This window comes from Actinoplanes sp. NPDC048988 (assembly GCF_043197815.1).
Taxonomy (GTDB): domain Bacteria; phylum Actinomycetota; class Actinomycetes; order Mycobacteriales; family Micromonosporaceae; genus Actinoplanes.
In genome coordinates this window covers 43,442-65,550 of the sequence record NZ_JBICTW010000018.1, presented here as the reverse complement: position 1 = coordinate 65,550, position 22,109 = coordinate 43,442, and the positions used below count along the sequence as shown (strand labels likewise).

The following is a 22,109-nucleotide window of genomic DNA, read 5'->3' as shown; positions in this document are numbered from 1 at the left end:
CCTGCGTGGTTACCGGGGCGGCGAGCGGCATCGGGGCGGCGCTGACGCATGAGCTGGCCCGGCGGCGGGCGGTGCTCGTGCTGGTCGACCGGGACGCCGGCGGACTGGCCCGGGTGGCCGAACTGGCGCGGGAGCTCGGGTCGCCGGACGTGTCGACGTACGAGATCGATCTGAGCGACGGCGGCGACCGGCTGGACCTGGCGGCCGAGATCGCCTCGCGCCACGGCGGGGCCGACCTTCTGGTGAACAACGCCGGGGTGACCCTGATGGGCACGTTCGAGCAGAACAGCATGGCCGATTTCGACTGGCTGCTGGAGATCAACCTCCATGCGGTCGTACGGATGACCAAGGCGTTCCTGCCGCAGTTGCTGGCCCGGCCCGGGTCGCACGTGGTGAACGTGTCCAGCCTCTTCGGGCTGATCGCCCCGGCGGGCCAGGTGGCGTACGTGACCAGCAAATTCGCGGTCCGGGGCTTCACCGACGCCCTGCGCAACGAGCTGGAGCCGCGCGGCGTCGGCGTGACGGTGGTGCACCCGGGCGGCATCAAGACCAGCATCGCGGCCAGCGCGCGGCTCAGCGGCGGCGACCCGGGCGGGGAGCAGGCCGCGCAGGCCGAGAAGTTCGAGGAGCGGGCGCTGACCATGCCGGCCGAGGAGGCGGCCCGCCAGATCCTCACGGCCATTCAGCGCCGCCGCCCGCGCCTGGTGATCGGTGGTGTGGCGCGGGCCGCGGACGTGCTGGCGAGGCTGACCCCGACCCGCTACTGGAAGCTCGCCCAGCGGGCCGGGAAACGACTGACTTAGAAGGCCGCGAAGCGCCGGCGGTCGCGGCCGTCGATCGTGGTGAAGTCACCGCCGGCTTGGACTGTGCCCTTGTGCACGGTCAGGACCCGTACGCCGATGACGCCGTTGGCCTTGGGACCCCAGCTCGTCAGGGTGCCGTTGGCGGTGAGCGCGGCCAGCTTGAGCCGGGGCGTGGCACCGTCGACGCAGCCGCCCTTGGCACCGTTGCGTTCGGTTCGGCAGATGGCGTCGAAGTGGCCGCCGACGTAGGTGATGCCCCCGGCCGACGCGATGGCGGCCGCGTCGCCGTCGAAGACGCGCTGCCAGCGCAGGGCGCCCGTGGTCGCGTACGACAAAGCCCGTCCGCCCACCCCGGCCGTGGCGACCTGCACGCCCGAGACGTCGACGGCTATCGCGCGGACCTCGGCCGGCACCCGTGGGCGGAAGACCGGGTCGACGGCCCCGCTCGTGCTGCTCACGGCGGCCAGGCGCAGCGTGCCCTTGACGCCGTTGACGATGTGGAAGCCGCCGCCCAGATAGACGCGCGGCCCGGCGACCGTGAGCGCGTGCACGGTGTCGTCGGTGAGCGGCCGCCAGCGGGTGTCGAGCCGCCCGGTGGTGAGGTCGAAGGCGGCCAGGTTGCCGCGCCGCTCGTCGTCGACCGCGGTGAAGCTGCCGCCCAGATAGAGCCGGTTGCCGGCGGTGCCGAGCGCGTACGCCGTACCGGTGATCTCGTGGGCGAACGACGCGACAGCGCCGCTCGACGGGTTGATCCGGGCCAGTGAGTCCCGGTCCTCGCCGCCGACCTCGTGAAAGTCGCCGGCCGCGTAGACGCTGTCGGCGGTGGTGGCGAGCGCGCGGACCGTGCCGTCCGCCGGCGGCGCCCAGTCGAGCAGGTCGCCGGTGCGCGCGTCGAAGGCGGCCAGCCGCATCCGCTTGTAGGTCTTCCCTCCGGCCGACGCGCTCGTGAACGCGCCGCCGACGTAGACCGTGTCGCCGCGGTGGGCGATCGCGTACACGCCGCCGTTGAAGGTCGGCGCGGTCCGTGGTGTCACCGGGGCCGGCAGGGCCCCGACCAGCATGGCAGTGAGGAAGGGGAGGAAAGGCACAAAGTCCTAACCGTCGTGGGTGCCGGAAAGGCTCGGCGCCTCCTCTTTCACGAGTTCGTGCCGCTCGTCGTCGGCGGCCAGGGTCTGCGTGCGCAGCCCCAGCATGGAGAGCCATTCGACGAGCTGGCGGTGGATCGTGTCCGGCCCGTCCAGCTCGGGCTGGGTGATCGGCCAGCGGGCCGGGTGCACCAGCACCGCGTCGGTCTGCCAGCCGCCCAGGCCGCCGTGCGAGCCGACCAGTTCCTCGAACGCCGCCACCTCCTCGGTGACCGGGTCGACCGAGCTGATCAGCACCAGGTCGCCCAGGTGCACGGACTCCTGGTGGCGCAGCAGATCATGGCGGGCCCGGGGACCGTACGGCAGCAAGGGGTCGATGCCCTCGACGACGCCGTCGGCGAGCCGGTGGGTGCCGGAGGTGCCGAGCACGACCGGGCCGTCGGTGTCGCGGACGATGACCAGGCCGATCCCGGGGTGAGCGACCAGGCCGTTGATCAGGCGCGGGTAGACGCTCTCGATCTGCTCCCGGTCGAGCCGCTGGGGGAACCTGGTCAGGTAGACCAGGGAGAGGTTGCCGGACGAGACCACCAGCAGCGGGGCGACCGGCGGCTCGGGGAAGTCGGGCTCCTTGGTCGCCTCCTCCTCGGCCGGGGTGGACGGCGCGTCGGCCGGGTCGGGCGCCGAGAACCGCTCGACCACCTCGTCCAGGGTCTCGCCGTAGCGCTGCTTGAAGGTGGCGCCCTGGCTCTGCCCGTGGTCGGAGAGCACGACCAGGTGGTATCGGCGGGCCGCCTCGGGGGCGAGCCGTTCGAGCACGCCGAGCATCCGGTCCAGGCTTTCCAGCTGGCGCATCGACTCGGGCCGGGCCGGGCCGGCGTGGTGCGCCACCTCGTCGTAGTCGACCAGGTCGCAGTACACGGCCGGGGCGCCACGGGCCATCTGCTCGGCGATCAGCGACACGTTGACGTCACGCAGCAGCATCGAGGCCGGCCGCAGGGCCAGGAACGAACCGGACCGGCTCACCCGGGGCTGGAGGTTACGGCGGCGCTGGAGGCGGGCCTGGTGCAGCTCGGTGATCACCTCGCCGACGCCGAGGACCAGGGCCCGGGTGAAGCCGTACGGGGACGCCATGAACGCCGCCCAGCCGCGCGCCGACCGGCCCGGCAGCGCCGCGTGGCTGACCGTGAGCAGGCTGACCGCGGCGTCGCCGCTGAACGCGTTGCCGATGCTGACCCCGCCGTCGCGCAGCAGGCCCCGGCCGTCGCTGAGCCGCGGCTCGAGCACGGCGGCGTCGCGCGGCCGGTTGGTGACCATCAGCTTGCCGGTGTCCTTCTCGAACCAGCGGAACGCCGGCACCTGCCGGGTGGCGCCGTGCAGGATGCCGGCCTGCGAGGCGGGCGTGGTCGACGGCAGCCCGGTGTGCCAGCCGCGCATGGTGTGGCTGCCCGAGCGCAGCCAGTGCCCGAGGGTGGGCAGGTTGCCGGCCCGCACGGCCCAGCGCAGGACCGGCTCGGAGAGGCCGTCGAGCTGGATCATCAGCAGACCCGGGTCGGTGCCGGTGCGGGGGCGGCGCAGGGAGAGGAACGGGCCGCCGGCCAGCCGGGCCTGACGGCGCCGCACGCCGCGCATGAGCCGCTTGGACTCGCGGACGAAGGTGTCGTCGGAGCCGCTGTCCAGCATCCAGTCGACGATCGCGGCGAAGACGATGGCCAGGATCGCGGTCAGCACCAGCGAGGGAAGTCCGGTGATCCGGTTGGCCGGGTCGATCTCGAGGGCGACCACGATGACGGTGATCTGGGCCAGGATGCCGAGCAGCATGGCGCCCCAGCCGCCGAGGGCCACGATGCCGACCAGCAGCAGCGGGCGCAGCACGGCGCCGACACCGGCCACCACCAGCACCAGGCCCAGCGTGTCGACGATGTCGTTGCTGTTCACGCCCGGCATCAGCCACAGGGTGAGGGTCAGGACGACGAAGGTGACCAGGGCGCTGCGCAGGACGGCGCGCAGCCGGTTGAGCACCCGGCGCCAGCTGAGCAGCGCGCGCAGATCGGCCCGCCAGTCGCGGGCGGCCGGGGCGGACGGAGGCTCGTGCAGGCTGATGGCCACGGGAAAACGATGTCACAGCTTCCGCCGAATCACGGGCTCCTCGTTAGTGTGATCACTTGGGGTTTGTTTGCCCCCTACGGATAGCTTCGGAGCGGTGCGCGCCCGAATAGTCTTGATCATCCTCATGATCGCCGCCATGTCCGCTTGCAGTGGTCCGGACGAGGAGCCCGTGCCGGCGACGCCCAAGATCGTCGGTTACTTCACGGGCTGGGGCGTCTACAACCGCGACTTCCAGGTCGAAGACCTGGTCACCAGCGGCGCCGCCGACCGCCTGACCCACCTCAACTACGCCTTCGGCAAGGTCGAGAAGGGCCGGTGCGCCGTCGCCGACGCCTGGGCCGACTATCAGAAGCCGATCTCGGCCGGCTCCTCCGGACTGCAGGGCAACTTCGGCCGGCTCCGCGAGCTCAAACGGCAACACCCGAACCTGCGGGTGCTGTGGTCGTTCGGCGGCTGGACCGGCTCGGCCGGCTTCACCGAGGCCGCCCGCGACCCGGGCGCGTTCGCCGACTCCTGCCACCAGCTGGTCACCGACCAGCGCTGGTCCGGCCTGTTCGACGGCATCGACATCGACTGGGAGTACCCGAACGCCTGTGGCCTGCAGTGCGACAAGAGCGGTCCCGGCGCTCTGCCGAAGATGATCACCGCGCTGCGCTCGGCCTTCGGCCCCGGCGCGCTGATCACCGCGGCGGTGCCGGCCGACGTGTCCAAGCTGAAGGCCACCGACTACAAGACCGTTTCCGGTACGGCGGACTGGCTGAACGCGATGACGTACGACTACTTCGGCGCCGGTGGCGACGACGCTCGCAAGACCCCGAAGACGGCACCCCACTCGCCGCTGACCACCTACCCCGGCATTCCTCGCGAGACGTCCACGACGACGGCCACCGTCGACGAGCTCCTCGCCCTCGGCGTCCCCCCGGAGAAGGTACTGCTCGGCCTCGGCTTCTACGGCCGCGGCTGGGACGGCGTCACCCAGGCCGAACCGGGCGGCGAGGCGTCCGGCCCGGCGCCCGGGAGATACGAGAAGGGCCTCGAGGACTACAAGATCCTGGCCCAGCGCTGCCCACCGACCGGCACGATCGCCGGCACGGCCTACGCACATTGCGGCACCCAATGGTGGTCCTACGACACACCGGAAACCATCGAGACCAAGATTGAGTACGCCCGTGGCAAACGGCTGGGCGGGGCCTTCGCGTGGGAACTGTCCGGCGACACGGCCAAGGGCGACCTGCTCGGCGCGGTCAGCTCGGGGCTGGCCGCGCCGCCGACCGAATAATCCCGGCCAGCCGCTCCCGGGCCGGCGACGGCGGTTCGCCGGCCCGCTCGGCCAGGTAGATCGTGTTCAACGGGACGACCGCCGGCTCGTGCAGCCGCACCAGGCGCCCGGCCGCGAGATCGGCCGCGCACAGATATTCGGGCAGCACGCTGTAGCCGCCGCCGGCGATCACGGTGGCGAGCACGGCGTGCAGATTGGGTACGACCACGGCCGCGTCCCGCGAAGGCCGGGCGCCGAACTCGGTCTGCCAGTAACGGCGGACGATCGGAAGGTCCTCGGCGTACGCGACGAGCGGCACCGTCTTCAGGTCGCGCCCCGCCACCTCGGGCGGCCCGACCAGCAGGAACTCCTCGTCGCAGAGCGGCTCGACACGCAGTCCGGCCCCGCGCGGCCGCACGCTGAGCAGCGCCAGGTCGATCGAGCCGTCCCGCAGCCGGGCGGTGAGCTCGGCCGGCAGGCCGAAACTGACCCGCAGCGCAAGGCCCTGGGCGACGAGCGGCCCGGCCGCCGGCAGCACCACGGCGGTGAGGAACTCGGTCGGCCCGCCCAGGTGCACCTCGTCCGCGCCGGCCTCGTCGACCACCAGCCCGGCCAGCTTGTCGAGGGGTTCGCTGACCCGCCGGGCCAGCAGGTCGGCGGCCGGGGTGGGCGCGACACCGCGCGGCAGCCGGGTGAACAGGGGCTTGCCGAGCGCGGACTCCAGGGCCCGCAGCTGCCCGGTCACGGTCGGCTGGGACAGCGAGAGCCGCCGCGCGCCCGCGGTGACCGACCCGGCCCGGTAGACGGCCAGGAAGGTACGCAGCAGGTCCAGGGAGAGCTCCATGGGCGGTCAGCCTATTTGCACCCAGACGTTGTCGAGCGCGCCGTTGAACTGGTCGTTGTCCGCGTAGGCGCCCTTGCCGCCGATGCTCATCGGCCGGTCGTTGGTGATCGACAGCTTGGCCGGGATCGTGGTGCGGCCGCGCAGATAGCCGTTGACGAGCACGAAGAGGTTGGTGGCGACCCGCCGGCACTCGACGGAATGCCACTGGCCGTCGGCCACGCTGACCGAGCTGGTGGCCATCCGGATGGGCGGCCGTTTGTCGTCGACCAGCACACAGCTGGGCCGGCCGGCGGCGCCGTCGATCTGCAGCTTCCACTGGCTGCTGGTGGTCGAGTAGCCCTTCTGCACGACGTTCTGCCCTTTGCTGGTCTGCCCCGGCGTCAGCATGACCTCGGCTCCGAACGCGATGTTGCGCGTACCCGGGTTGAGATCGGCGGAGGAGGTGGCGGTCTGCAGCGCGACATGCGGGCAGACCCGCGCGGTGCAGCGGCTGGGAAAGGCCAGAGCCGACCCTTGCCCATGTACGACCCGCCGAACGGCCCCACCGTGCCCCGAGATGACGCGCAGGGTGTGCCCCCGCCCCGACTCGTCGATGATCGACCCGGCCCGCCCGTTGAACGCGTACCGAGCCACCAGTAGCCCCGTAGTCGGCGTAGGCGCCACCGCGGGCCCTTCTCCCCGAGCCCCTTCCATCCGGCGCGGCACCCCAGGCACCGCCCCCAGCCCGGCGGCCAGGGGCGCGGCCGCCCGCTCGTGCCCCGGCCCGGCCTGGTCCGGCGCGGCGGCGAGGGCCTCGGGCGGCGCTGCGAGGGGAGCGTGCGCGGGCAGCGGATTGGCGATGAGGGAAACGGCCGCCGTCGAGACGGCGACGAGGGCAGCGCCGAACCAACAAGATCGCATGCCCGAATTATCGCCTGTCGGCCCATTCGTCCTGGCGACTTCCGCCCCCTCGAACCGGGCGAACCTGGCCACCAAAAGGACTAATCAGGCCTAAAAGGTGCGAAACCGGAATGAACGCTCCCCGCCAACGGCGATCTCCCGTCCCCTGAGGGCTGGGGGAGGGCGCCGTCCGCGGGAAGCGAACCTTCGGGCGGATCAGGAGGAGCGGGACGTCGTCTTGCGGGCGGCGGTCTTACGGGCGGTCGTCGTGGCCGGAACCTCGGGCGCCGGGGTGGCGGCCTTGCGGGGCGCGGCAGCGCGGCGGCCAGAGGTGGTGGTCCGGGTCGAGGCGGCCGTGGCCGCCTTGCGGGCCGTGGCACGGGCAGCGGTCGCGCGGGCAGTGGAGGCGCCCTCGTCGGCGGCCACCTCCTCGGCCGGCGTAGCGGGCAGGTCGGCAACCTCGGCCACGGGCGCGGCCGAGGCCGCCTTTGCGGCGCCGACGGTGGCCGGGGCGGCCTTGGTGGTAGCGGGCGCGGCCTTAGCCCCCGCGGCGGTCGCGGGCGCGGCCTTGGTGCCGGTCGAGGTGGCGCCGGCGTCGGTAACAGGCGCGGCCTGGGCGGTCGAGGTGGCGGCGGGGGTGGCCGAGGGGGCCTCAGCGGTTGTGGGGCTGGTGGCGGCGGCGCGGTCGCGGGCCTTCTCGCGGGTGATCAGGTCGGCCAGGACGGCCTTGCTGTATTTCTCCTCGAGTGCGGTGGCGCGGGCCGCGGCCTTGCCCGCCTTGGCGACAGCCTTCTTGTGCGCCTTCTCCAGGCGGGCCTTGTCGCGCTCCTGCGTCTTCAGCGAGCGCTTGAGCCGGCGGGCCTCGGCCTCGGCGTTGCGCAGCGCCTGCTTCTGGCGCAGGGTCATGTCGGCGTTGGTGCGCAGGCGGTTCTCGAGTTCGGTGACGGTGGTCTTGGCGCGTTCGGCGGCTTCGTGGGCGGCTCCGGACGCGTCGCGGCGACGGTCGAGCTGGTTCGAACTCACGAGTGTCTCCTTTCGTCTCACCTTTGGCCGTACCCGCGGATTGACGACGGACGACATGAAGGCGAAGTCAAAGTTACGAGGATTGCTCGACAACTTCGGCCGCGCGAGCCCGGCGGCGACGAATGTGACGTACGTGAAGAGTTATGTAGGACACAAGAGCGATGGTGATGATCCCGATTGCCCACCATTTGTACCGGAGTGCGTGCTCGATGATCTCGACCAGGTGGGTGCCGAAGACGAACGCCACGGTCGTCCAGAAGCCGACCCACAGGGCCGCCCCGATCGCGTTGTAGAGCAGGAACTGCTTCCACGGCATCGCGGTGATGCCGGCGATCACGCCGTTGAACTGGCGCAGTCCGTCGATGAAGCGGGCCACCACGACGATCCGGCCGCCCCGCCGGGCGAAGAAGCCCTCGGCCCGGGCCAGCCGCTCGGGGGTCAGGAAAACGTACTTTCCCCAGCGTAGAGCGGCTTTGCGGCCGCCTTTGACGCCGATCCAGTAGCCGACGTTGTCGCCGAGCACGGCCGCGATGAAGGCGATCGCGGCCACACCGAAGATGTTGAGCCGGCCGGCGCCGGCGTAGATCGCCGCGGCGACCATGATGGTCTGCCCGGGCGCGGGGACTCCGAAGCTCTCCACTCCGATGGAACCCGCGACGGCGAGGTAGCCCCACCGGTCGAGGTACGGAGCGACGCCGTGCAGGAATCCCGGAAGGTCGGCTGAAGGTGGCATCGCTTATCTACGGTAGCCGGGCTTCGGGTGGCGCAACGCACAGAGTGGCGATGGTTGTTCGAACGGGGACCCGGGCGGCCCGTGCCGAACGCGCCGGACGGCGCTGAAGATCGGCCGTTCGGGCCTGGCGCATTCACGGTTCTCTTTGCTTGGCTGCTACGCCGTGAAGGTTCTGTTGCGCGCGCGCCGCAAGTTGCTCGCCGGTGGCGTCATCGCCGCCGTGGTGGTGGGTTTGTCGTCGTTCGCGTTGACCCGGGCCGACGCGGCCACGTTCGTCACCGTCCAACCTGGAACCTTCAAGGGGTACGCCTTCGACGCGTGCAGCGCGCCGTCGAGCGCGGCGATGAAGGCGTGGCGCCAGTCGTCGCCGTTCAAGGCGATCGGCATCTACATCGGCGGTGTCAACCGGGGGTGCGCCCAGCCGCAGCTGACCGCCGCCTGGGTGAAGGAGCAGGTGCAGGCCGGCTGGAAGCTGCTTCCGCTGTACGTCGGGCCGCAGGCCTCGTGCACCACGGTCGGCCGCGGCCGCAACCTGATCACCAACGCGCAGGCCGGCGGTCAGGGCCGGGCCGCCGCGACGGACGCCATCGCCCAGGCGACGGCGCTGGGTCTCGCCCGCGACTCCGTGATCATCTACGACATGGAGGCTTACCGGACGGACGACGCCGCCTGCCGTACGGGCGTGCTCGCCTTCATGAACGGCTGGACGTCCCGCCTGCACGACGGCGGCTACTTCAGCGGTTTCTACAGCAGCGTCAGTTCGGGCATCGCCGACCAGGTGGCGAGCTATTCGGCCGCCGGTCACGCCCGGCCCGACTTCGTCGACTTCGCCCGCTGGGACCAGGTCGTCACGCTGACCGACGCGAAGATCCCGGCCACGGCCTGGCCCGGTCACCGGCGGATGAAGCAGTACCGCGGCGGTCACAAGGAGACGTGGGGCGGCGTCACGATCAACGTCGACAGCAACTACGTCGACTTCGCGCCGCTGTCCCGGACCCGCGGCGCCGACTTCAACGTCAGCGGCTGGTCCGACGTCATCGCCCGGTCGGCCACCGGGTACGTCTCGATGTTCCCGGGCAACGGCGGCAGCGTCGACTTCGCCGCCCGGCGCACGATCGGCAGCGGCTTCGCCGCGATGAACGCGCTGGTCCGCCTCGACCTCAACCGGGACGGCCGCGAGGACGTCGTCGCCCGGCAGAGCAACGGCGACCTGTGGTTCTATCCCGGCACCGGCTCGGGCCTGGGTACGCGCAAGAAGGTCGGCAGCGGCTGGCAGGTGCTGCGCGACATCACCACGATCGGCGACCTCACCGGCGACGGTTACCCCGACCTTCTCGCCGTTTCCAAGAGCAACAACCTTTTCCTGTACGCCGGTCAGGCGGGCGCCAAATTCCGCGGCGCCAAGCAGGTGGGCAAGGGTTTCGGCGGCAAGACGGAGCTGACCGGCGCCGGCGACTTCAACCGGGACGGCTGGCCCGATCTGGTGGCCCGGCTCGCCGACGGCAAGCTCTACCTGATCACCGGCCGCAAGAACGGTTTCGTCCGGCAGTTCCCGCTCGGCACCGTCGCGAGCGGCCTGCGTGACGTGATCTCGGTCGGCGACTTCGACCGGGACGGCTTCCCTGACCTGGCCGCCGTGCAGAAGTCGACCGGCGCGTTGCTGCTGCTGCCGGGCGCGGGCACGACGCTGCGTCCCGCGATCAGGATCGGCACGGGCTACGGCCCGCTGACGCCGATCGCCTGAGAAAGCGCCGGAAACAGTCGTGGCCGGCCCGAACCGGGCCGGCCACGAAAGTCGGTGAATCAGAGCGCGTCGGCCGACAGCTGCGCGCGCAGCTTGGTCAGGGCCTTGGTGAGCAGGCGCGAGACGTGCATCTGGGAGATGCCGATCTGGTCGGCGATCTGCGACTGGGTCAGGTTGCCGTAGAAGCGCAGGGTGAGGATCTTCTGCTCGCGCTCGTCGAGGGTGGCCAGGGCCGGGCCCAGGGCGACGCGGGTCTCGGCGAGTTCGAACTCGGTGTCTTCGCCGCCGAGGGTGTCGCCGAGTTCGGTGGTGCCGTCGGCTGAGATCGGGGTGGACAGCGAGGTGGCGTTGTAGGCGCGGGCGCCTTCGAGGCCTTCGAGGACGTCTTCCTCGCTGACGCCCAGGTGGGTGGCGACGTCGGCGACCGTCGGGGAGCGGCCGAGGCTGTGGGTCAGGGTGCTGTTGGCCTCGGTGATGGCCAGGCGCAGTTCCTGCAGGCGGCGCGGGACGCGGACCGACCACGTACGGTCGCGGAAGTGGCGTTTGATCTCACCGATGATCGTCGGGATCGCGTAACCCGCGAAGTCGACACCGCGCTCGGGGTCGAATTTGTCGATGGCCTTGATCAGGCCGACGTTGGCGGTCTGGACGAGGTCGTCGGTGGGCTCGCCGCGGCCGGAGTAGCGGTGGGCGAGGTGGCGGGCCAGCGGCAGCCAGGCCTCGATCGCCCGGTCGCGCAGGGCCGCGCGGGACGGGTGACCGGCCGGCATCGCGGCCATCGCGTTCAGCAGCTCGGCGGCGCTGTCGACGGGCGCCGCGGCGCCGGCCGGAATCGTCTCCGCGTCAGCAGAAGTCTTGGTCTCGGTGACGGTCATGCTTGGTCCTCCCTGGCACCTACCGGAGAGCCGGTCCCGCCATCACTGGCTGGACCCGTTCGGTCGGGTGTCCCTTTATCTGGTCGACGGCGATCGATCCGATAACCATCGACCCGCACACGTGGCCGTTCGGATATGAGAACCCTAGCCGAGAGGGCCAGGAAAGACTAGCCGAAAGTATGAGTTACTTTGCGTGATAGCAAATATACGGAGCGGATCTTGCCCGTGGTCGATTGAATCGCTCCGGGGCGGGCACGCCAGGGGCATGACTTTCGCAGTGGTGACGGGTGCCTCGAGTGGCATCGGATATGAGCTGGCACGGCAATTCGCACAGAACGGCTTCGATCTCCTGGTGGTGGCCGAGGACGCCGACATCGAGCAGGCCGCGGCCGACCTCCGCCGCGACGGCGAGCGCCAGGTGACAGCGGTGCGGGCCGACCTGGCCACGTTCGAAGGCGTGGAGCAGGCGTACGCCGCGATCCGCGAGGCCGGCCGCCCGGTCGACGCGATCGCGTTCAACGCCGGCCGGGGCTTGGGTGGCGACTTCACCCGGGAGACCGACCTGGAGGACGAGCTCGAGATCATCGCGGTGAACGTGACCTCGACCGTGCACCTGGCCAAGCGGGTGCTGCCCGACCTGGTCGCGCGGGGCGCGGGCCGGGTGCTGTTCACCTCGTCGATCGCGTCGATGATGCCGGGCACCTACCAGGCGGTCTACAACGCGTCGAAGTCCTTTGTGCAGTCGTTCGCCGAGGCGCTGCGGGCCGAGCTCAAGGACACCGGGGTCACTGTCACCTCGCTGATGCCGGGGCCGACGGACACACAGTTCTTCGAGCGGGCCGAGATGATGGACACCGCGGTCGGCACCGGCAAGAAGGACGATCCGGCCCAGGTCGCCGAGCAGGGCTTCAAGGCGCTGATGAAGGGCGAGGAGAAGGTGGTGGCCGGATCGCTGAAGACGAAGGTGCAGGGCGCCGCGTCGAAGGTGATGCCGGACAAGGCCAAGGCCGAGATGCACCGGAAGATGGCCGAGCCGGGCAGTGCCAAATCGGATTAGTACGTAAGTTGTCCGGTCCAGGTCTGTACGGGCCAGTGTCAGGAGCCGCAGAACGGGCAAGATGGACCCATGACTTCGCTCCGCGTCTCGGCACCCTTTCCGGCCGCGTCCGAGCTGCGGTGCTGGAAGCTGGACGAATTCGGTGAGCTGCGCGGTCTGCGGGCGGCCCTGCGTGAGGCGATCGCGCGGGTGCCCGCGGCGGCGCAGGACGACCTGACCGACAAGGTGGCCGTGGTCGCCACCGAGCTGGCGACCAACGCGCTGCGGCATGGGCTGCCGCCGACCGAAGTGCGCCTGCTCCGGCAGGAGGACCGGCTGATCATCGACGTCGCCGACCACGACCTGGAGGCGGAGCCCCGGGTGGCCGAGGGGCGCCCGCTCGGCGCCGGCGGGCTCGGCCTCCAGCTCGCACGCACCTTCGCGATCGACGTCGGCTGGTACACGACCGGCGATGCCAAGCACGTCTGGGCCAGCTTCCCGGGCTGATCCGATCAACTGCTGGTAGAAAAGGCCCGTGGCTGACTCCTACAACATCGGCCAGGAGCGGACGGCCGATGGTGCGGCCACCCTCCTGCGCATCGACGGCGAACTGGACATCAACGCCCGTGACGACCTGCGGGTGGCGATTCTGACCGCTGTCGACGGCGGTGACGTCGTCGTGGACCTCGGCGGTACGACCTTCCTGGACTCCGAGGCCCTGGGCGCGCTGATCGACGGCTACAACGCCGCGCAGGCCGGTGGCACCGCCTTCCGGGTGACGAAGGCCACCGGCGTGGTGGCCCGCGTACTCGGCGTCTCGGGTGCGGGAGAGCTGTTCGGCTCGTAGTCTCCCGCCGTGGACTTGATCATTGCGGCGCTGCTGCTCGCCGGCGTGCTGGCGTTCGCGGTGATCCGTCCCCGCGGCCTGCCGGAGGCGGCGGCGGCGGTGCCGGCGGCCGTGCTCGCCGTGGTCGCCGGCCTGGTCCCGCTGAGCGCGGCCTGGGACGAGCTGCGCGAGCTCGGCCCGACCGTCGGCTTCCTGGCCGCCGTCCTGGTCGTCGCGCAGCTGGCCGACGAGCACGGCGTCTTCCGGTACGCCGGCCGGATCGCGGCCGGGATCAGCCGCGGCCGCCCGGTGCGGTTGCTCGGCGCGGTCTTCGTGGCGGCCGCGCTGACCACGGCGGTGCTGAGCCTGGACGCGACGGTCGTGCTGCTCACCCCGGTCGTGCTGGTGACCGCCGCCCGTACCGGAGTCCGCTCTCGCCCGCCGGCCTACGCGTCGGCCCACCTGGCCAACTCGGCGTCGCTGCTGCTGCCGGTCTCCAACCTGACCAACCTGCTCGCCTTCGCGGCCAGCGGCCTGACCTTCCTGGGCTTCGCCGGGGTGATGGCGCTGCCCTGGGTGGCCGTGATCCTCGCCGAGTACGTCGTGTTCCGCTGGTTCTTCCGGCGAGATCTGCGGGTACGCGCCGAGCCCGAGACCGACGGCGACGACGGCCCGCCCCCTCGGTACGCGCTGGTGGTGCTCGGGCTGACCTTGGCCGGCTTCGCGGTGGCGCAGCCGCTGGGCGTGCACCCGGCCTGGGTCGCGGTCGTGGGGGCGATCGCGCTCGCCGTACCGCTGCGGTCGTCGCCGTTGACCTTGATCAAGGCCGCAAACCCGGCATTCTGCGCCTTCGTGCTGGCTCTCGGCGTCGTGGTGGCGGCGGTCCGGGTGCACGGGCTCGGGTCGTTGATCGATCATCTCGTGCCGGACGGCGCCGGCCTCGGGGAGATGCTGGCCATGGCCGGGCTCGCCGCCGTACTGGCCAACCTCTTGAACAACCTGCCGGCCACGCTGGTGCTGCTGCCCGGCGTCGAGTCGTCGCCGGGCCTGCTGCTGGCCATGCTCATCGGCGTCAACGTCGGCCCGAACCTGACCTACGTGGGTTCGCTGGCCACGCTGCTGTGGCGGCAGATCCTGCACAACCAGGACGCGGCCCCGGACGCGCGCGTCTTCCTGCGGCTGGGCCTGGTCACGGTGCCGGTCGCGCTGGCCGCGGGCGTGCTCGCGCTGTGGCTCGGCCTGCAATTGACCGGCATATAGGGGCGCACCCCGCGCCGCCGCGGCCGGGACCGGCCCGGGGACGGCCGAGGTGATCCGGTGGGGGATTCGGAGGCGGGGGTGCGACCAACGCAGTCAGTCTTATCGATGCTCGGTGTTACAGGCAAGTAAAACTGGTTACGGAACTGACGCTCTGCTCAGGATGTATGCCGGGCGGCCTGCCGGAGGTCCAGTTCGTCGATGATCTCGCGGGCGGCGTCCTGGCCGACCCGGTGATCGCGGACCGCGGTGGCCAGGGCGAGCCGCTGAGCGTCGAAGCTCGCGTCGAGGTCCGCCGCCGGCTGGGCGGCGGCCTCGGCGACGATCCGCTCGGCCTCCTCGCGGTCGGCCTGTTCCTCGGCGTGCTCGCCGGCCAGGTCGAACTTCAGCTTGCGGGCCAGCCAGCCGATCGTGGTGCCCTGGATCAGCAGGGTGCCGAGCGTGACGATCAGCGCGATGGCCTGGATGGCGTCGCGGCCGGGGAACGGCGCGCCCGACGCCGTGTGCTCCGGGATACCGGCCGCGGCGGCCAGCGTGAGGATGCCGCGCATGCCCGTCCAGCCGACCAGCAGGATCTCCTTGCGCGTCGGCGGCTCCTGCGGCTTCAGGCCGCGCTTGCGGCGCTCCTCCTCGTGCCGCTGCCAGCGGGCGCGGTAGTAGACGTCCTCCTTGATCCGGCGCTTGCGGCGAGTGTCCCGGCGCCGGTAGCGCTCGAACAGCACGAAGACGCCGAACAGCCGGAAGAGGATCGCCACCACCAGCAGCACCCCGGCCGCGACCAGGGTGCGGGTCAGGCCCGGCTCCTCTTCCTGGGCCAGATCCCGCAGGACGAACTTCAATTGCAGGCCGATGTATGCGAAGACGAAGGTCTCCAGCAGGAAGTCGATCACCGGCCAGACGTTGTTCTCCTGGATCCGGGTCAGGTAGCCGCCCGGATACTGGAAGTTGGGGTCGAGCGACAGGTTCAGCGTGATCGCGAAGGCGGCCGCCACCACGGCCAGGATGCCCGAGGCGTGTGCCTCCTCCGCGGCCAGGAACGCGGTGAACGGCACCAGCAGCACCAGCGCCGTCTCGAGCGTCGGATTGCGCAGCCGTTTGCGGATCAGCAGGGCCACCGAGGACAGCGCGGCACCGATGAGCACCCCGAGGGCCGCGTTGCGGAAGAACTCGGCCACACCGCCGCCGAAGGTCGCGTGCTCGCCGTTCACCGCGCCCACCGCGATGGCGAACAGGGTCAGCGCGGTCGCGTCGTTGACCAGGCTCTCGCCGGTGAGCACGGAGGTGGCCCGCTTCGGCAGCCCCATCTCCTCCCCATGCGACACGGTGGTGATCGTGTCCGGCGGCGCCAGCACCGAGCCCAGCACGAAAGCGGTGGCCAGCCCCAGCGTCGGCAGGATCCACGAGGTCACGTAACCGAGCACGCCGGCGGTCAGCACCACGAGGATCACACCGAGGTTGATGATCGGGCGCAGGTTCGCCCCGAACGACGCGAACGACGCCCCGCGGGTCGCCGAGTAGAGCAGCGGCGGCACCACGAGCGCGAGGATCACCTCGCTCTCGAGCTCGAGCCGCGGCACCCCCGGAATGAAGGATGCCGCGGCCGCGAGCACCACGATGATCCAGCCGGGCTCGACGCCCCGCCGCTTGGCCAGCGACGAGACCGCGATGCCGCAGCCGATGATCAGCAGGATCTGTACGCCGTTCACTCCGATCACCCTAGTAAGTGATCGTTTCCACGGGGGTCCCGTCAGCGCCGGATCAGCGCGAACCCGTTCTCGCCCGGTATGCTGGCCCCGGGCCGTGACTGGCGCGTTCGGATGGGCCACCATCGGGGAGCGGCTCCTCTGACCTGCCGTGCGCCTGGGCCTCTTCATCGTGATAGGGAGGTCCTTGTGTCTGCTGAGTTGAACGCCGAATCCGCCGCTTTCCGCTCCGCCCTCGAGGTGGTCCGGTCCGTCGAGCCCCGCATCGCCGACGCGATCGCCAAAGAGCTGCACGACCAGCGCGAGTCGCTGAAGCTGATCGCCAGTGAGAACTACGCGTCCCCGGCCGTCCTGCTCGCGATGGGCAACTGGCTCTCCGACAAGTACGCCGAGGGCACCATCGGCCGCCGCTTCTACGCCGGCTGCCAGAACGTCGACACCGTCGAGGCGGTCGCCGTCGAGCACGCCAAGGCTTTGTTCGGCGCCGAGTACGCGTACGTGCAGCCGCACTCCGGCATCGACGCCAACCTGGTCGCGTACTGGGCCATCCTGGCCGACCGGGTCGAGGTTCCGTACCTCAAGAAGTTCGAGAAGCGGCAGGTGAACGACCTGACCGACGCCGAGTGGGCCGAGCTGCGGGCCGCGTTCGGCAACCAGCGCATGCTCGGCATGTCGCTCGACGCCGGCGGCCACCTCACCCACGGCTTCCGCCCGAACATCTCCGGCAAGATGTTCGACCAGCGCAGCTACGGCGTCGACCCGGCCACCGGCCAGATCGACTACAAGGCCCTGCGCGACACGGCGAAGGAATTCAAGCCGTTGATCATCGTGGGCGGCTACTCGGCCTACCCCCGCAAGGTGAACTTCGCGACGCTCCGCGAGATCGCCGACGAGGTGGGCGCGACCTTCATGGTCGACATGGCGCACTTCGCCGGCCTGGTCGCGGGCAAGGTCTTCACCGGCGACTTCAACCCGATCGAGCACGCGCACATCGTCACCACCACCACCCACAAGAGCCTGCGCGGCCCGCGCGGCGGCGCCGTCTTCGCCCAGGAGTCGCTGGCGTCCCAGGTCGACCGCGGCTGCCCGATGGTGCTCGGCGGCCCGCTGGCCCACGTCATGGCGGCCAAGGCCATCGCGTTCGCCGAGGCCCGCCGCCCCGAGTTCGCCACGTACGCCCAGCAGATCGTCACGAACAGCCAGGCGCTGGCCGAGGGCCTGCTCAAACGGGGCGTCCAGCTGGTCAGCGGCGGCACCGACAACCACCTGGTGCTGATCGACGTGCACCCGTTCGGCCTCACCGGCCGCCAGGCCGAGCAGGCCCTGCTCGACAGCGGTGTCGTGACGAACCGCAACGCCATCCCGAACGACCCGAACGGCGCCTGGTACACCTCCGGCATTCGCGTGGGCACCCCGGCGCTCACCTCGCGTGGCCTCGGCGCGGCCGAGATGGACACCATCGCCGAGCTGATCCACACGGTCCTGAGCAGCACGAAGCCGGCCGAGGGCTCCAAGGCCAAGTTCCAGCTCGACGAGGCGGTGTCCGAGAGCGTCAGCAAGCAGGCCAACGAGCTGCTCGCAGGCTTCCCGCTCTACCCGTCGGTCGACCTGGGCTGACCCGTGTGACCCGGGTGGGTTCGTCCCACCCGGGTTACCTGCTCCAGGCCTGGGTAACCGCCCGAGATGACAGCTCTGGAAACTGTTCACACCTTCGAGTCGGGCCCGATGCCCACCGGCGTCAGCGTCTCGCACACCGGCCGCGTGTTCGTGAACTTCCCCAAGTGGGGCGACGACGTGCCGTTCACCGTGGGGGAGATCCGCGACGGCGAGGTGCACCCGTTCCCCGACCAGGACTGGAACAGTCCGCGGGACGAGGGCGACGCCGAGGCGCTGGTCTCGGTGCAGAGCATCGTCGTCGACCCGGCCGACCGGCTGTGGATCCTCGACACCGGCAGCCCGATGTTCCAGCCCACGAAGCCGGGCGGCCCCAAGCTGGTCTGCGTCGACCTCACCACCGACCAAGTCGTCCGGACGATCACCTTTTCACCCGAGGTGGCGCTGCCCACGACGTACCTCAATGATGTCCGTTTCGATCTGCGCCGCAACGCCGCCTACATCACCGACTCGTCCGACCAGGGCCCGAACGGCCTGATCGTCGTCGACCTGCGGACCGGCGAATCCTGGCGGCGGCTGCACGACCACCCGTCCACCAAGGCGCTCCCGCCGCCGGAGATGCTGCCCATTGTGGAGGGTGTCCCGTTCCTGGAACGGCCGAAGGACGGGCCGCCGCAGCCGGTGAAGATGGGCTCGGACGGCATCGCCATCGCCGCCGACGGCTCCCGCGTCTACTACTGCCCGCTGATCTCGCGTCGCTGGCACAGCGTGTCGGCCGAGGCGCTGTTCGATCGGGGCTTGAGCGACGCCGACGTGACGGCCACGGTCGTCGACGAGGGCGACAAGGGCGGCGGCTCCGACGGCCTCGAAACCGACGACCAGGGCCGTTTCTACCTGACCGACTGGGAGCACAACGCCGTCCTGCGCCGCCTGCCGGACGGCACGTTCGAGACCGTGGCCCACGACCCGCGGCTGCTCTGGCCCGACACGATGTCAGTGGCCGACGGCTACCTGTACGTGACCGCCAACCAGCTGCACCGCCAGGCCACGTACCAGAACGGCGACGACAAGCGCACCTACCCGTACCACCTCTTCCGCGTCCCCATCGACGCCGGCCCGGTCCGGTTGCGCTGACCCCTCGTCCGCAGGCGCGAGGGGGCGGGGCGTGACCTCGGGCGGTAGCGTCGTCGCGGTGCAGGCGTCCCGTGTTCTTGCTGCCCTGGCCGAGCTGGCGCCGGCGGGTGGTGACCGCGTCCTGGACGTGACGCGGGGTGGGCTGCCGTTCGTGTGGCTGGACGCGGCGCACAAGGCGCCCCGGAAAGCCGAGGTCAACCGGCTCGCCGCGGTGGGCGCCCTGCACAAGGAGGAGCGGCCGCTGCGGGTCGGGTGGGGCTTCCTGGCCGGCCGGGCCGAGGTCGACGGCAAGCTCACCAAGATCCGGGTGCCGTTGCTCAGCCAGCCGGTGCAGCTCGTGCGGGGGCTGACCGGGTACACGGTGGCGCCGGCGGGCGATCTGGAGATCACGCCGCTGATCGGTGACCGGGATCTGGCCGCGGCGCTGGAGGCCGCGCCGGGGCTGGCCCAGCCGGGCTGGCTGGACGCCACCGGCACCAAGGCGTGGCTGTGGTCGGCGGCCCGGGCCACCGGGCTGAGTGTCGACGCGATGGCGACGAGCCGGCGCGCGCCCGGTGATCGTGTGGTGCTGATCCCGTCGGCCGCCCTCTATGTCGCTCGCGATGTCTTCGGCGCCGGTCTGGCCGACAGCCTGCGCAGCTGGGCCGGGCGTGACCTCGGCGGCACGGCCCTGGCCGCCGTCTACGCCGACGAGCCGGCTGATCGGTCCACGGCCGGCGCCGACGGGCCGGTTCTGTCGCCCTTGCCGTTGACGGAGGCGCAGGCCGAAGTGGTGCGGCGGGCCCGGACGGCGCCGATCACGGTGGTGTCGGGGCCGCCCGGCAACGGCAAGAGCCACACCGTGGTCGCGGCCGCCCTCGAGGTGGTGCATCGGGGCGGGTCCGTGCTGGTCGCCACCCAGTCGCCGCACGCGGCCGAGGTGCTGGCCGGGCTGCTCGACCGCTATCCCGGTCCGGTTCCGGTGCTGTTCGGCGACGCCGGCGGGCGGGAGCGGCTCGCGGCCGAGCTGGCCGCCGGCGCCGACCGGGGCGCCGGTGAGGGGCAGCTTCGCGCGGATGTCACGGCCGTTCGGCAGGCGCTTGATTCGGTACGCCGTGAGCGTGCCCTCATCACGGCGGCGCTGGAGGTGGAGCTTCGCGCGGCGGAGCTTCCGGCATGGCAGCCGCTGATTCCCGAGCTGGCGAGCGACGTGCCGGGCGCGTTCTCGGGACGGCATGAGGGGACGCTGGCCGGTGGGAGGCCGGCGCGGTGGTGGACCCGGCTGCGGTTGGGCGCTCGTCGGGGCGTACCCGACGAAAGGGTCATCGAAGCCCTGAAGGCGGCGACCGCGCAGCGGGCGGCGGCCCGGCTGGCCGCGACCGGCGGCACCGACCTGGAACCGCGGTGGGCCGCCCTGCACGCGGCCGAGGCCCGGCTGGCCGAGGCGGTCGGCGCGGCCATGCGCCGGGCCGCGCGCAGTGAGAAACGCTGGGATCGTGAGGCCCGGCGCGGGGCGGCGGCGCTGGCCACGGCGCTGCGGGCGGGCCGGAACCGGCGGCGGGAGCTGCTGGCCCAGCTCGACGCGCCACCGCTGGTCCGGGCGCTGCCGTTGTGGATCGGCACCGTGGCCGACGTGGAGGACCTGCTGCCGGCCGCGCCCGGCATGTTCGACCTGGTGGTGCTGGACGAGGCGTCCCATGTGGACCAGGTGCGGGCGGCGCCGGTGCTGGCCCGGGCGAAGCGGGCGCTGATCGTGGGCGATCCGCGGCAGTTGCGGTTCGTCTCGTTCGTCAGCGACGTCGACGTGGCCGACGTGCTGGCCCGGCACGAGGCGGACGAGAGACTGGACGTCCGCCGGGTCAGCGCCTTCGATCTGGCGGCGGGCGCGGCCGCGACGACTTGGCTGGCCGAACACCATCGCAGCACGCCGCATCTGATCGGCTTCTCGGCGCGGCGCTTCTACGGCGACCGGCTCTCGGTGATGACCCGGACGCCGGCCACCGAGAACATGGACGCCATCGACGTCGTCCGGGTCGAGGGCGACGAGGTCGGCGCCGTGCTCAAACTGGTCGAGGAGCTGGCCGGGACGGTGCGCGGCGGCATCGGGGTGATCTCGCCGTTCCGGGCCCAGGCGGAGGCGCTGGAGGCGGCGCTCGTCGACGCGTACAGCGTGGAGCGGATCGAGGAACTGGGGCTGCGGGTCGGCACGGTGCACTCGTTCCAGGGCAGCGAGGCCGAGGTCGTGATCGTGTCGCTCGGCTTGACCCCGGGCGATCCGCCCGGGCGGCGGCGCTTCGTGGCCGACCCGAACCTGTTCAACGTGATGGTGACCCGGGCCCGGCAGCGGTTGATCGTGGTGACCGCCCTGACCGAGGTGGACGGGCTGATCGGGGAGTTCTTCGAGTACGCGGCCGCGGGGGCGCCCGACCTGACGGACGCGGCCGAGGCGGCGGGGTGGGCCGCCGAACTGGCGGCCGAGCTGGGGCGACTCGGTGTGCGGGCGCGTCCCGGCTACGCGGTCGGCCCGTGGGTGGTCGACCTCTGCGTGGGCGAGCTCGGCGTCATCTGCGGTCCGCACCCCGACGGCGTCGAGGCCCACCTGGCCCGGCAGGGCGCGCTGCACCGGGCCGGCTGGCGCCTGATGGACGCCTTCGCGAGCCGGTGGTCGGAGGATCCGCGCCGGGCCGCCCTCGAGATCACCGCGGCGGCAGCAGGTGCAGTTCCACCTTCGTGAGCCGGCCGTCCTCGACGGCGGCCGTCATGTACGTGCAGTGCGGCTGCCGGCGCCGGTCGGTCGGTGAACCGGGGTTGAGCAGCCGCAGCCCGGTGCCCGCGGTGGTGTCCCAGGGAATGTGCGAGTGCCCGAAGACCAGCAGGTCGACGTCCGGGAATCGTTGCGCGCACCGCTGCTCGCGCCCGTGGGACGGGCCGGTCTCGTGGACGACGGCGAGGCGGAGGCCGTCCAGGTTCTCGTACGCGATCTCCGGAAGCCGGGACCGCAGCCCGGTTCCGTCGTTGTTGCCGTAGCAGGCGATCAGCCTTTTCGACCGTGCCTCGAACGCGTCGAGGGCCGCCTCGTCCACCCAGTCGCCGGCGTGCACGACAACGTCGGCCGCCTCGATCGCCGCCCACAGCGGGGTTGGCAGGTCGCGGGCGCGCTTGGGCAGGTGGGTGTCGCTCGTGAGGACCAGCCGCATAACGACCCAGGGT

General features: G+C 71.5%; 19 protein-coding genes and 1 riboswitch. Of the genes, 10 read left to right on the top strand and 9 right to left on the bottom strand.

Features of this window, described 5'->3' with window-relative positions; genetic code table 11:
* The first annotated feature begins 5 nt into the window (after positions 1-5).
* Complete coding sequence (locus tag ACGFJ7_RS38235) at positions 6-803, top strand: SDR family NAD(P)-dependent oxidoreductase (RefSeq protein WP_360246258.1); 798 nt, start codon at positions 6-8, stop codon at positions 801-803.
* On the opposite strand, the gene ACGFJ7_RS38230 is transcribed toward ACGFJ7_RS38235, so the two are convergent.
* Both ACGFJ7_RS38230 and ACGFJ7_RS38225 read right to left on the bottom strand, forming a co-directional pair.
* Positions 800-1,891: a hypothetical protein gene (locus ACGFJ7_RS38230; RefSeq protein WP_360246256.1), complete on the bottom strand. Its 1,092-nt coding sequence runs from the start codon at positions 1,889-1,891 to the stop codon at positions 800-802. The genes ACGFJ7_RS38235 and ACGFJ7_RS38230 overlap by 4 nt on opposite strands.
* Before the next feature lie 6 nt (positions 1,892-1,897).
* Positions 1,898-3,994 (bottom strand): alkaline phosphatase family protein, encoded by a 2,097-nt coding sequence (locus ACGFJ7_RS38225; RefSeq protein ID WP_360246254.1) that lies wholly within the window; start codon positions 3,992-3,994, stop codon positions 1,898-1,900.
* 94 nt (positions 3,995-4,088) lie between these two features.
* Between ACGFJ7_RS38225 and ACGFJ7_RS38220 the strand changes: the two genes are divergently transcribed.
* Positions 4,089-5,273: a glycoside hydrolase family 18 protein gene (locus ACGFJ7_RS38220; protein WP_360246252.1), complete on the top strand. Its 1,185-nt coding sequence runs from the start codon at positions 4,089-4,091 to the stop codon at positions 5,271-5,273.
* On the opposite strand, the gene ACGFJ7_RS38215 is transcribed toward ACGFJ7_RS38220, so the two are convergent.
* The 4 genes from ACGFJ7_RS38215 to ACGFJ7_RS38200 all read right to left on the bottom strand — a co-directional run bounded on the left by ACGFJ7_RS38215 (position 5,239) and on the right by ACGFJ7_RS38200 (position 8,731).
* Positions 5,239-6,096 (bottom strand): LysR family transcriptional regulator, encoded by an 858-nt coding sequence (locus ACGFJ7_RS38215; RefSeq protein ID WP_360246250.1) that lies wholly within the window; start codon positions 6,094-6,096, stop codon positions 5,239-5,241. The two genes, ACGFJ7_RS38220 and ACGFJ7_RS38215, sit on opposite strands and share 35 nt — an antisense overlap.
* A gap of 6 nt (positions 6,097-6,102) precedes the next feature.
* Entirely contained in the window at positions 6,103-6,996 is an 894-nt protein-coding gene (locus ACGFJ7_RS38210) for a LamG-like jellyroll fold domain-containing protein (RefSeq protein WP_392646851.1), read from the bottom strand.
* 195 nt (positions 6,997-7,191) lie between these two features.
* Positions 7,192-7,998 carry a hypothetical protein gene (locus tag ACGFJ7_RS38205; RefSeq protein WP_392646850.1) on the bottom strand — a complete coding sequence of 269 codons (807 nt, stop codon included), beginning with the start codon at positions 7,996-7,998 and terminating at the stop codon, positions 7,192-7,194.
* Positions 7,999-8,071: 73 nt separating this feature from the next.
* The gene (locus ACGFJ7_RS38200) at positions 8,072-8,731 is read right to left on the bottom strand and encodes a DedA family protein (RefSeq protein WP_360246244.1); all 660 of its coding nucleotides are present in this window, start codon (positions 8,729-8,731) and stop codon (positions 8,072-8,074) included.
* Positions 8,732-8,894: 163 nt separating this feature from the next.
* Here ACGFJ7_RS38200 and ACGFJ7_RS38195 point away from each other — a divergent pair, with 163 nt between their 5' ends.
* The gene (locus ACGFJ7_RS38195; RefSeq protein WP_360246241.1) at positions 8,895-10,475 is read left to right on the top strand and encodes a glycoside hydrolase domain-containing protein; all 1,581 of its coding nucleotides are present in this window, start codon (positions 8,895-8,897) and stop codon (positions 10,473-10,475) included.
* A 59-nt stretch (positions 10,476-10,534) separates the two neighbouring features.
* Here ACGFJ7_RS38195 and ACGFJ7_RS38190 read toward each other — a convergent pair whose 3' ends face one another.
* A complete protein-coding gene (locus ACGFJ7_RS38190) occupies positions 10,535-11,254 on the bottom strand; it encodes an RNA polymerase sigma factor SigF (protein ID WP_360246544.1) in 720 nt (239 codons plus the stop codon).
* A gap of 361 nt (positions 11,255-11,615) precedes the next feature.
* On the opposite strand from ACGFJ7_RS38190, the gene ACGFJ7_RS38185 reads away from it, so the two are divergent.
* From ACGFJ7_RS38185 to ACGFJ7_RS38170, 4 genes are all read left to right on the top strand, one after another.
* Positions 11,616-12,407, top strand: coding sequence for an SDR family NAD(P)-dependent oxidoreductase (locus tag ACGFJ7_RS38185; RefSeq protein ID WP_360246238.1), 792 nt, complete (start codon positions 11,616-11,618; stop codon positions 12,405-12,407).
* 69 nt (positions 12,408-12,476) lie between these two features.
* Positions 12,477-12,893: an ATP-binding protein gene (locus ACGFJ7_RS38180; protein ID WP_360246235.1), complete on the top strand. Its 417-nt coding sequence runs from the start codon at positions 12,477-12,479 to the stop codon at positions 12,891-12,893.
* A gap of 28 nt (positions 12,894-12,921) precedes the next feature.
* Positions 12,922-13,233, top strand: a complete 312-nt coding sequence (locus ACGFJ7_RS38175) for an STAS domain-containing protein (protein ID WP_360246232.1) — start codon at positions 12,922-12,924, stop codon at positions 13,231-13,233.
* Between the two features lie 9 nt (positions 13,234-13,242).
* Complete coding sequence (locus ACGFJ7_RS38170; protein WP_360246229.1) at positions 13,243-14,472, top strand: SLC13 family permease; 1,230 nt, start codon at positions 13,243-13,245, stop codon at positions 14,470-14,472.
* A gap of 155 nt (positions 14,473-14,627) precedes the next feature.
* On the opposite strand, the gene ACGFJ7_RS38165 is transcribed toward ACGFJ7_RS38170, so the two are convergent.
* Complete coding sequence (locus ACGFJ7_RS38165) at positions 14,628-16,298, bottom strand: cation:proton antiporter (protein WP_392646847.1); 1,671 nt, start codon at positions 16,296-16,298, stop codon at positions 14,628-14,630.
* Positions 16,260-16,342: riboswitch (ZMP/ZTP riboswitch) on the top strand. (Overlaps the previous gene by 39 nt.)
* 19 nt (positions 16,343-16,361) lie before the next feature.
* Here ACGFJ7_RS38165 and ACGFJ7_RS38160 point away from each other — a divergent pair.
* From ACGFJ7_RS38160 to ACGFJ7_RS38150, 3 genes are all read left to right on the top strand, one after another.
* Positions 16,362-17,789, top strand: coding sequence for a glycine hydroxymethyltransferase (locus ACGFJ7_RS38160; RefSeq protein ID WP_360246224.1), 1,428 nt, complete (start codon positions 16,362-16,364; stop codon positions 17,787-17,789).
* Between the two features lie 66 nt (positions 17,790-17,855).
* Entirely contained in the window at positions 17,856-18,920 is a 1,065-nt protein-coding gene (locus ACGFJ7_RS38155) for an L-dopachrome tautomerase-related protein (protein WP_392646845.1), read from the top strand.
* A gap of 31 nt (positions 18,921-18,951) precedes the next feature.
* Positions 18,952-21,633, top strand: coding sequence for a DEAD/DEAH box helicase (locus ACGFJ7_RS38150; RefSeq protein ID WP_392646844.1), 2,682 nt, complete (start codon positions 18,952-18,954; stop codon positions 21,631-21,633).
* Here ACGFJ7_RS38150 and ACGFJ7_RS38145 read toward each other — a convergent pair.
* Positions 21,596-22,096 (bottom strand): metallophosphoesterase family protein, encoded by a 501-nt coding sequence (locus tag ACGFJ7_RS38145; RefSeq protein ID WP_392646843.1) that lies wholly within the window; start codon positions 22,094-22,096, stop codon positions 21,596-21,598. The genes ACGFJ7_RS38150 and ACGFJ7_RS38145 overlap by 38 nt on opposite strands.
* Between the last annotated feature and the right edge of the window lie 13 nt (positions 22,097-22,109).